The following is a 10,260-nucleotide window of genomic DNA, read 5'->3' on the forward strand; positions in this document are numbered from 1 at the left end:
GCCCCCCCCCCCCCCCCGCGGGGTGGTGTCGGGGGTTTGGCCCGTGTTCGGCCCCCTCAACAGGGCCAAACGCCCGCTCACAACGGGGAACCGGGGGCGGGGCGGTACGTGCTCGCGCTCGACAGCGTGACCTACCGATTCGCGGCGCGCACGTTCGCGCTGGAGCACTGGGTGGTGGACCCCGCGACGATCACCCGGACCGCTGCCTCGTCCGACGGCGACGGCGTCGACCTGCCCGTGGACGCGCTGGAGCTGGTCGCCGAGCTGCAACCGCTGCTGGGGATCCCCGACGAACTCGTGGCGACGTACCTGGAGGAGCTGTCCTCGACGCTCGCCGCGGCCTGCGCCAAGCGTGACCGCGAGCTGCGCGGCGCGTCCCCGCAGGTCCCGGAGCTGCTGGCGGCGCTCGCCCCCGACGGGCACCCCGGCGTCGACACCCCGGCCGGCGACGACGACCGGCGCCGCGCTGACGCGTTCCAGGCCACCGAGGCGGCGATGACCGAGGGCCACCCCGGCTTCCTCGCGAACAACGGCCGCATCGGGTTCTCCCTGGACGACTACCTCGCGTACGCGCCGGAGCGCGGCGAGCGGATGCGGCTGGTCTGGCTGGCGGCGCGGCGCGAGCACACCCATCTCGCGCTGGGCGACGGGCTCGCCGAGGCGGGCCTGTACGGCGGCGAGCTGTCCGGCGCCGAGCGGGCCGCGTTCGCCGGGCGGCTCACCGCCCGCGGCCTCGACCCGGCCGAGTACCTGTACCTGCCCGTGCACCCGTGGCAGTGGCAGCACCGGGTGCCGATCACGTTCGCGGCCGACGTCGCGCGCGGCGACCTCGTACCGCTGGGCCCGGGCGCCGACGAGTACCAGCCGCAGCAGTCCATCCGCACGATGTTCAACCGGACGCGCCCGGAGCGGCACTACGTGAAGGTGGCGCTCGCGATCCAGAACATGGGCTTCCTGCGCGGGCTCTCCCCGGCGTACATGCGCGCCACCCCCGACATCAACGACTGGGTGGCCGGCGTCGTCGAGGGGGACCCGACCCTCCGGGCGAGCGGCTTCGGCGTGCTGCGCGAGCGGGCGTCGATCGGCTACACGGGCGACGTCTACCACCGCACCACCCGGCCCAGCGCGCACCGCAAGATGCTCGCCGCGCTCTGGCGGGAGTCGCCCGTACCCCGCACCGCGCCGGGGGAGCGGCTGGCCACCATGGCGAGCCTGCTGCACCGCGACGCCTCGGGCCGCGCGCTCGCGACCGCCCTCGTGCGCTCGTCCGGGATCGCGCCCGAGGCGTGGCTGCGCGCCTACCTCGACGCCTACCTGTACCCGCTGGTGCACTGCCTGCGCGCCCACGACCTGGCCTTCATGCCGCACGGCGAGAACCTTGTCCTCGTGCTGCGCGACGGCGTGGTGCGGCGGGTCTTCATGAAGGACATCGGCGAGGAGGTGGCCGTCCTCGGGCACGGCGCCCTCCCGCCCGGCGTCGAGCGCGTGCGCGCCGCCGTCGACGCCGACGAGAAGGCGCTCGCGGTCTTCACCGACGTCTTCGACGGCGTGCTGCGCCACCTCGCCGGCATCCTCGCCGTCGACGGCGTGCTGCCCGAGGACCGGTTCTGGGCCGTCGTGGCGGACGTCGTGGACCGGCACGACGCCGAGCACCCGGGCCTCGCCGGGCGGGTCGACCTGCGCGTGCCGCGCTTCGCGCACTCGTGCCTCAACCGGCTGCAGCTGCGCAACACGCTGCAGATGGTCGACCTCACCGACCAGTCCGCCTCCCTGCTGTACGCAGGGACGATGGCCAACCCCGTCGCCCGCCCGGGCACCCCGTGAGCCGACCCTTCGAGCTCTTCCGCGACGACCTGGGCGTGCCGCACGTGCGCGCGGGCTCCGAGGCGGACCTCGCGCACGGGCAGGGGTACGTCACCGCCCTGGACCGCGGCTGGCAGCTCGACGTGGACCGCTGGTACGGCGAGGGGCGGCTCGCCGCGCGCGTCGGGCCGGCGGGCCTGGAGTGGGACCGGTTCGCCGTCCGCGTGCGCCTCGCCGACACCACCCGGCGGGTGTGGGAGGCACTCGACGCACCCGAGCGGGACTGGCTGGCGGCCTACGCCGACGGGGTGCAGGCGGGGCTCGACGCCGGCGGCCGGGACTCTCTGGAGCGGGCGGAGCTGGCCCGGGCGCTCGGCGGCGCGCCGCTGCCCGTCGACGAGCCGTGGCACCCGTGGACGCCGGTCGGCACGTTCCTGGTGCACCACGTCCTGTTCAGCGGGTTCCCGCACCTGCTGTGGCGCGAGCACGTGGCGCGCACCCTCGGGCCCACGTCGGGCTCGTCCGCCGTTGCGTGGTGGGGCGGGGAGGACGGCGGGAGTGGGGGGCCGTCGTCGGGGTCCAACGCGTGGGCCCTGCACGGCTCGCGCACCGCGTCGGGCGCGCCGCTGCTCGCGGGCGACCCGCACCGCTTCCTCGAGCTGCCGGGGGTGTACCAGCAGGTCAGGCTGGCGCGGCCCGGGCACGACGTCGTCGGCCTGGCGTTCCCGGGCGTGCCCGGCGTGCTGCACCTGGGGCAGGCCGAGACGGCCGCCGGGTCCGTGGCGTGGGGCATCACCAACGCGATGGCCCACCACGTCGACCTGTTCGTGGAGGGGGACGACGGCGCGGCGGCACACGCCGCGGTCGTCGCGTCGGGCGCCGAGCGCGTCCCCGTGCGCGGCGGCGAGCCGGTCGAGGTGCGGTGGGCGGAGACGCCCCGCGGCCCGCTCGTGACGGACCGGCACAGCCTCCGCTGGCCGGTCCGCGTCACGGCCGACGCCGGGGTGGCCGCCTGGCGGGCGCTCCAAGGTGTGCGGACGGCGCGCGACGTGGCCGCCGCGTTCGCCGGCTGGGTGGACCCGGTGAACCGGGTGCTCGCCGCCGACTCGTCGGGGGAGGTGCTGCGCCTGACCGCCGGCCGCGTGCCGGTCGTGCCGCCCGCCGGGCGGGTCCTCCCGCGGGCCGTCGAGGATGCGCCGCGGTCCGGGCACGCGGGTCAGCAGGCCGAGCCCGAGTGGCTCGAGCTGCCCGCCCCCGCCGCCGTCGTCGACGTCGCCGTGGACGCGAACGAGCGCCCCGACCGGCCGGAGCACGACCTCGGCCTCGCCTACGCCCCGCACCGTGCCGAGCGCGTCCGGGCCCTGCTCGCCGACCCACCGCCGGGCGGCGAGACGGCGTGGTCGCAGGAGCGTGTGCACGCCGACACCCGCGACGGCGGCGCGCCCGGCCTGGTCGCGTGGCTGGCGGGTGCGGAGCTCGGGGCCGGCGCACGGTCGGACGCGGCGCGCGCCCGCGCGGAGCGGCTGCGCGCCTGGGTGGCGGCGGGCGCCCGGACGGACGCCGACGACACGGACGCCGCTCTCTTCTCCCGCTGGCGCGACGCCCTCGTGCGCCGCGTCGCCGCCGACCCGGCCCTCGCCCCGCTCCACGCCCCGCACGGCCTGCCCGCGGTGTTCGCGCCGTGGCTCGACGTCGTCGCGCGCGTGGGCGACGCCCTCGCGGAGATCCTGGCGTCCGGCGTCCTCGACCCCCGGGCCGCCGCGGCGGCGGCGCTCACGGACCTCGGCGACCTCGACGACCTCGACGGGGACGACGCCGTGACCTGGGGCGACCTGCACCGCCTGGCCCCGCTGCACGCGCTGGACCTGGTGCCCGGCGCGACGGCGCCCGTCGTGCCCCGCGTGCCGCTGGGCGGGGCCGGCGACGCCGTCCGCTGCACGGGCGGCGTCCCCGGCGTCACGACGGCCGCCTCGCGCGGCTCCGTGGCCCGGTGGGTGTGGGACCTGGGCGACCGGCGCCGCAGCCGGTGGGGCGTGCCGTTCGGTGCGTCCGGCGACCCGCGCTCCCCGCACTTCGCCGACCAGCACCCGGCGTGGGCCGAGGCCCGCACCACCGTGATCGAGACCGACTGGGCGCGGCTGCGCCCTCAGCCCCTGCCAGTCCCGTCCACCGACCCGACCACCGACCCGACCCTGACCACCGACCCACGGAGAGCCCGATGACCGACGACACCCGACTCCTCACCGGACGCCGCGGCGAGGAGGTGTGGCGCGCGGACCTGCCGGGCGCCGGCACCGTGACCGCGCACGTGCTGGACCCCGTCGCGGACCTCGACGTGCTGCACGCGTGGGTGAACCGCCCGCACGCGGGCTTCTGGGGCCTCGCGGGCCTGAGCCGCGACGACCTGAGCGCCACGTACGCCTTCGTGGACTCGCTGCCCACGCACCACGCCTACCTGGTGCGGTGGGACGGCGAGCCGGTCGTGCTCGTGCAGCTCTACCACCCGGAGGACGACCCGGTCGCGACCGCCTACGACGTGCAGACCGGCGACGTCGGGGTGCACTTCTTCAAGGGGAGCGACGGCCCGGCGGCGCGGTACGGCGTCGCTCCGTGGGACGTCGTCGGGCCCGCGGTGCTCGGCCTCGCGCTGGCGCTGCCGGGCGCCCGCCGGCTGGTGGTGGAGCCGGACGTGCGCAACGAGCGCGCCGTCGCCCGCATGGTCGCCTTCGGCTTCGAGCCCGCCGGCACGGTGGCGTTCGAGTCGCCGCAGGGGCCGAAGGAGGCGGTGCTGGCGTTCCTCGGCCGCGAGCGCGGCGACGCGATCCTGGCGGCTGCTCTCCCGACGGCGGCGGGCGCCACGGGCTGAGCCGTGCGCGGGTCCGGGGCGCTACGCCTGCGGGTCGGCCGGGCGCACGTCCGCCGGCACGGGGCCGGTGGTGGTGCCCGGCACGAGCTCGACGGGCAGCGTGGTGCAGGTCGGGTCGTCGCCCGCCAGCACGCCCAGCACGGCCCGGCCGAGGGCGGCGCCCTTGGCCTGCAGCGGCTGGTGCACGCTGGTGAGCACGTCGGGGGAGAGCCACGGCAGGTCGATCCCGTCGAAGCCGGCGATGGACACGTCGTCGGGCACGCGCAGGCCGAGCTCGCGCGCGGCGATGACGGCGCCCGCGGCGAGCAGGTCGGAGTGCGCGACGATCGCCGTGGGCCGCTCCGTCTCGGGCACCCAGGCGCCGAGGATCTCGGTGGCGGCGTCGCGGCCGTGCTCCACGAGGGACGCGGGCGTCTCCCACGAGATGACCGGCTCCACCTCGTCGCGCACCCCGTCGAGGCGGTGTCGCGTGGAGGTGCGGTCCGCCTGCGCGAGCCGGGCGGCGTCGATGGGACCGGACCGTTCCGCGGCGTCGAGGGGGAGGGTGATCTCGGCGATGCGGGTGTGGCCCAGCTCCTTGAGGTGGCGCACCGCCAGCCCAGTGCCGGCGCGGTCGTCGAGCGCGACGAGCGGCGCGCCCTCGACGCGGCCCCCCTCACCGACGACGACGGGCACGTCGCGGCGCTGCAGGGCCGCCAGCGTCGCGTCGTCGGTGAGCACGCCCCACACGAGCACGGCGACGTCCATCGCGGCGGACTCGATCAGGGGGTCGACGACGGGCGCGGGGGTCGTGGAACCGTCGTCGGCGCGCGGGGGCCCGGGCGTCGCCCCGCGGACGCCGGGGATGAGCAGCACGCCGAGCCCCTCGGTGCCGAGCACGTCGACGAGGCCGTCGAGGACCTTGACCGCCACGGGGTCGCGGAACGCGCGCCCCGGCTGGTCGCCGATCACCACGCCCACGATCCCGGAGCGCCCCGACCGGAGCTGCCGGCCCAGCGGGTTGGGGCCGTGGTAGCCGAGCTCTGCCGCGGCGGCGAGCACCTTGTCGCGGGTCTCGGCGGTGATCGGGCCGGCGCCGGAGAACGCCAGCGAGGCCGTGGAGACCGAGACGCCGGCGAGCGCGGCCACCCGGGCGAGCGTCGGTCGGGCGGCGGGGCTGCGTCCCATGGGGTTCCTTCCGGCGGGGTCGGGGCGTCAGCCTATCGGGGGAACGTGGCGTTCGAATCGATTTGACCAGCGTGGCGGAATCCGGAAGCGTCAGACCGTGACCTCCGCCCGCCCCGCCGCACCGCGGCACGCCGTCCGCGCTGCCTGGGCCGTCTTCACCGTCTTCGTCGTCGCCGGCATCGGGATGGCCACGTGGGCCTCCCGGATCCCCGCCGTCCGCGACGGCCTCGGCTTCGAGGCGGACGAGATGGGCCTGCTCCTGCTCACCGGCTCCATCGGCTCGCTGATCGCGCTGCCGCTCTCCGGCATGATCGCGTCGCGCATCGGCGCCGGCCGCACCTGTGTGTCCTTCGCGGCGCTCGCGACCGCCGGCTTCACCGTCGCGACCCTCGCGGTCGAGGGCGGCAGCCCGCTGTGGGTTGGCGTCGGCCTGTTCCTCGGCGGGATGGGGGTCGGCATCTGGGACGCCGCGATGAACCTGGAGGGGGCGATCGTCGAGCGGCGGCTCGGGCGCTCCGTCATGCCCCGCTTCCACGCGGGGTTCTCGCTCGGCACGGTCGCGGGCGCCGGCGTCGGCGCGCTCGCCGCCCACGGCGGCGTGTCCCTGCCGGTGCACGTCATCAGCGTGATGGTCGTCGACCTGCTGGTGGTCGTGGTGTGCGTGCGCCTCTTCGAGCCGACGGTGGGCGCGGACGCCCCCGCCGAGGGCCTGGTCGCGGACACCCAGGCGGACCCGGCCACCGCGGTCGACACCGGCGGCGGCCACTCGCTGCGCGACACCCTGGCGACCTGGCGCGAGTCGCGCACCCTGCTCGTGGGCCTCGTCGTCCTCGCCGCGGCGCTCACCGAGGGGGCGGCGAACGACTGGGTCAGCCTCGCCGTCGTCGACGGCTTCGGGGCCGCGGAGTCCACCGGGGCGATCGGGCTGGCCGTCTTCCTGTGCGCGATGACGCTGGCCCGGCTCGCCGGCACGTCGCTCATCGACCGGTACGGCCGGGTCACCATGCTGCGGATCTGCGGCTCCGCCGCCCTGGTCGGCGTGGTGGCCTTCGCGCTCGTCCCGTCGCTGTGGGTCGCCCTGGTGGGCGTGGCGATCTGGGGCGCGGGCGCGTCCCTCGGCTTCCCGCTCGGGATGTCGGCCGCGTCCGACGACCCGCGCCGGGCCGCCCTGCGCGTGTCGGTCGTGTCGACCATCGGCTACTCGGCGTTCTTCGTCGGCCCGGCCCTCATCGGCTTCCTCGCCCACCACGTCGGCTACCGCGACGCGCTGCTCGTCCTGGCGGTGCCGATCGCCCTGGGCCTGCTCGTGGCGGGGGCGGCGAAGCCGTTGGACGCCGTGCGCGACCCCGCCTGACCCGCCTGCCGTTCCCGGCCGTGCCCGCGCCGGGCCGGCGAGGGGGGTGAAGTCTCTCGACGGGCGAATGCCTCATCGCTACGATTTCGGTCACCGACGACGGTGACTGGAGTGACGATGGCGAGCGGGTTCATGGAGTGTGCGGCCGCTCGGACCACGAGCGAGGGACCGGCGTCGACGCGATGGGTCGCGGCGTGGACGGCGCTCCTTCTCGTGGCGCTCGCCCTGGTGGTCCCGCCGTCGGCCGCCTCGGCGGAGGAGCGCGTCCCGACCGTCGTCGAGGCCGAGCAGCTCGACACCTGGGGGGAGGGCGAGTACCTCGACCTGAAGGTGGCGGTCACCCTCGCCGACGGCACCCCGGTCGAGCGCGGGGGGAGGGTCCGTGCCAGCGTCGACGGCGTCGTCCGTCCGCTCGTCGGCCTGTCCGCCGATCACGCGCAGATCCGGGCGCTCCCGCTGGTGCCGGGGCCGCACGAGGTCCGGCTGGAGTTCTCCGGGAACGAGGAGCTCGCGCCGTCCGTCTGGGCGCGCACCCTGGAGGTCGTGGCCGGCACCGTCCCGTCCACCATGACGCTGTCGGGCGCCGGCTCCGCGGAGTACGGGACGGCCCCGACGGCGACCGTGACGGTCCAGGCCGGCGGGGCCCCGGCCGACGGGATGGTCGCCCTGCTGTGGGACGGCGGCTCGGTGCCGGCCACCACGGTGCCCCTCTCCGGGGGCTCCGCCGTCATCCCGCTCGCGCCCGAGCCGGGAGCGCACACGTACGAGGTGGTCTTCTACGGCGGGCAGGGCGCCATGCCCTCGCGGGCCAGCGGGTCGTTCGTCCTCGAGCGGGCTCACCGCACCCTCAAGGTGTGGTCGAACGACGTGCAGGGCGGCCTCTGGTACACCGGCAGCCGCACGATGGAGGTCGCCGTCTACGTGCCCGATTTGGGCCGCCTGGACGGGGAGGTCTCGCTCTACGACGGCTCGCGCCTGCTCCGCAGGGAGCACGTCGACAGCACGTACACGGCGGCGCACACCTTCCAGCTCTCCGCCAGGGAGCTCAGCACGGGAAAGCACACCCTGGTCGCGAAGGTCACGGGGTCCCCGTACGTGGAGGACATGCGCGCGACGATGGCCGTCACGGTCCGCAAGTACTGGGCGTCGTTGGCGCTCGAGCGGGCCGGGCAGCCCTGGGCCTGGGGCACCCCGCACAAGCTGCGCGTCTCCGCGCTGCCCCAGGAGTCGTGGCGGGACTCGCCCGTGCCGGACGGCACCGTCACGGTGTACCGCGGTTCGCGGAGGGTCGGTCGGGCCACGGTCGACGGGGACGGGTTCATGACGATGACCCTCGGCGCCAAGGCGCTGCCCGTCGGGAAGGTCAGGCTGCGTGCCGTCTACAGCGGTGACGGCCTCTACTACGGCAGGACGACGTACCGCACCGTCCGGGTCGAGAAGGCGCGCACGAGGACGTCCGCCACGCTCGTGGACCGTTCCCTCACCCGGTCGCAGCGTCCCAAGACCGTCGTGACCGTCAAGGCCCGGCCGGGCGTGGCGCTGACCGGCAGGCTCGTGGTCAAGGTGGACGGCACGACCGTCAAGACCGTGCGGCTCACGAAGGGCGACAAGGGGCGACGGACGATCAGGCTGCCCAGGGTCGAGCGGGGGCACCACTACTTCACGGTCTACTACAAGGCGACCGCGACCACGAAGGCATCCGTCTCCCGCAACGCGAACTACTTCACGGTGCGCTGATCGCGCCCCCGGCGGGACGGGAGGCGCCGTGAGGATTCGCCGTACCCTGGGAGGGTGAGCCTGGAGACGTCCCGCACGACCACCGCCCCGTCCGCAGGGAGCAGGGGCACGGCCCCCAGCCTCGCGGACCTCACCACGCTGCGCGTCGGCGGCCCCGTCGACGCGTATGTCGAGGCCGAGTCGGAGGCGGAGCTGATCGACGCGGTGCGCGCCGCGGACGACGCCGACCAGCCGCTGCTGGTGATCGGCGGTGGCTCGAACCTGCTGGTCGCGGACGAGGGGTTCGCGGGCGTCGTCGTGCGCGACGTGCGCCAGGGCCTCGACGCGGACCTCGCGGACTCGTGCGGCACCGACGGCGCGTGCGGCGGGGCGAGCCTGCGCCTGCCGGCCGGGCAGGACTGGGACGCGTTCGTCGCCGAGGCCGTGGCGAACGAGTGGGTGGGCGTCGAGGCGCTGTCGGGCATCCCCGGCACCGTCGGCGCCGCGCCCGTGCAGAACATCGGCGCCTACGGGCAGGAGGTGTCCGGCGTCGTCGCATCCGTGCGGACCTGGGACCGCCTCACCGGCGGCATGAAGACCTTCCCGCTCGCGTCGCTCGGCTTCGGCTACCGCACGTCGCTCCTGAAGCGCACGATGCGGGCCGGCGGCGGCGAGGGAGCGCCCTGGTACCCGACGCCCCGGTACGTGGTGCTCGAGGTGAACCTGCAGATGCGGCTCGGCAGCCTCTCCGCGCCGGTCGGCTACGGCGAGCTGGCGCGCCGCCTCGGCGTCGAGGTGGGCGAGCGCGCCCCGTCGGCCGAGGTGCGGCAGGCCGTGCTGGAGCTGCGCGGCGGCAAGGGGATGCTGCTCGACGGCGTGGGCGTCGCCCCCGGGTCCGGCGAGGGTCCCGACCACGACCGCTGGTCCGCCGGGTCGTTCTTCACCAACCCGGTGCTGCCGGCGGACGCCGCCGACGAGCTGCCCGAGGACGCCCCGCGGTTCGCCGTGCGCTCCGCGACACCCGAGTCGACGGTGAGCCCGAGCCTCGGAGCGGTCGACCCCACGCTCGTGAAGACGAGCGCCGCGTGGCTCATCGAGCACGCCGGGTTCACCAAGGGTTTCGGCCTCGCCGGGGAGCACAGCCCCGCGCGCCTCTCGACGCGCCACACCCTCGCCCTGACGAATCGCGGCGGCGCGACGGCGGCCGACCTCGTGGCGCTCGCGCGGACCGTGCGCGACGGGGTGAAGGACGCGTTCGGCATCGAGCTCGAGCCCGAGCCCGTCCTGGTCGGTACGGCCCTGTAGTCGTTGTGAGCGGGCGTTTGGCCCTGTTCCGGGACCGGAACAGGGCCTG

General features: G+C 76.1%; 7 protein-coding genes. 6 read left to right on the forward strand and 1 reads right to left on the reverse strand.

Annotated elements, in window-relative coordinates; translation table 11 throughout:
• Positions 1 to 126 precede the first annotated feature (126 nt).
• The 3 genes from ACFWDO_RS20180 to ACFWDO_RS20190 are packed head-to-tail and all read left to right on the forward strand — an operon-like array spanning position 127 to position 4,669.
• Positions 127 to 1,824: an IucA/IucC family protein gene (locus tag ACFWDO_RS20180; protein WP_380347135.1), complete on the forward strand. Its 1,698-nt coding sequence runs from the start codon at positions 127 to 129 to the stop codon at positions 1,822 to 1,824.
• Positions 1,821 to 4,025: a penicillin acylase family protein gene (locus ACFWDO_RS20185; RefSeq protein WP_380324936.1), complete on the forward strand. Its 2,205-nt coding sequence runs from the start codon at positions 1,821 to 1,823 to the stop codon at positions 4,023 to 4,025. The genes ACFWDO_RS20180 and ACFWDO_RS20185 overlap by 4 nt, the downstream gene beginning before the upstream one ends.
• On the forward strand, positions 4,022 to 4,669 hold the full coding sequence (locus tag ACFWDO_RS20190; protein WP_380324933.1) for a GNAT family N-acetyltransferase: 648 nt from the start codon (positions 4,022 to 4,024) through the stop codon (positions 4,667 to 4,669). The genes ACFWDO_RS20185 and ACFWDO_RS20190 overlap by 4 nt, the downstream gene beginning before the upstream one ends.
• Before the next feature lie 21 nt (positions 4,670 to 4,690).
• On the opposite strand, the gene ACFWDO_RS20195 is transcribed toward ACFWDO_RS20190, so the two are convergent.
• Complete coding sequence (locus ACFWDO_RS20195) at positions 4,691 to 5,836, reverse strand: LacI family DNA-binding transcriptional regulator (protein ID WP_380324930.1); 1,146 nt, start codon at positions 5,834 to 5,836, stop codon at positions 4,691 to 4,693.
• A gap of 97 nt (positions 5,837 to 5,933) precedes the next feature.
• Here ACFWDO_RS20195 and ACFWDO_RS20200 point away from each other — a divergent pair, with 97 nt between their 5' ends.
• From ACFWDO_RS20200 to ACFWDO_RS20210, 3 genes are all read left to right on the forward strand, one after another.
• Positions 5,934 to 7,190, forward strand: coding sequence for an MFS transporter (locus tag ACFWDO_RS20200; RefSeq protein ID WP_380324927.1), 1,257 nt, complete (start codon positions 5,934 to 5,936; stop codon positions 7,188 to 7,190).
• Between the two features lie 117 nt (positions 7,191 to 7,307).
• Positions 7,308 to 8,927 carry an Ig-like domain-containing protein gene (locus ACFWDO_RS20205; protein ID WP_380324924.1) on the forward strand — a complete coding sequence of 540 codons (1,620 nt, stop codon included), beginning with the start codon at positions 7,308 to 7,310 and terminating at the stop codon, positions 8,925 to 8,927.
• Between the two features lie 54 nt (positions 8,928 to 8,981).
• Positions 8,982 to 10,211, forward strand: coding sequence for a UDP-N-acetylmuramate dehydrogenase (locus ACFWDO_RS20210; RefSeq protein ID WP_380324921.1), 1,230 nt, complete (start codon positions 8,982 to 8,984; stop codon positions 10,209 to 10,211).
• Positions 10,212 to 10,260 lie beyond the last annotated feature (49 nt).

Source organism: Isoptericola sp. NPDC060185 (assembly GCF_042728595.1).
In the GTDB taxonomy this organism is placed as follows: domain Bacteria; phylum Actinomycetota; class Actinomycetes; order Actinomycetales; family Cellulomonadaceae; genus Isoptericola.

What these genes read in the sequence shown, in the direction of transcription:
- ACFWDO_RS20195 (WP_380324930.1), bottom strand. Translation starts at nt 5,836, where the DNA reads ATGGGACGCAGCCCCGCCGCCCGACCGACGCTCGCCCGGGTGGCCGCG.
- ACFWDO_RS20205 (WP_380324924.1), top strand. Translation starts at nt 7,308, where the DNA reads ATGGCGAGCGGGTTCATGGAGTGTGCGGCCGCTCGGACCACGAGCGAG.
- ACFWDO_RS20190 (WP_380324933.1), top strand. Translation starts at nt 4,022, where the DNA reads ATGACCGACGACACCCGACTCCTCACCGGACGCCGCGGCGAGGAGGTG.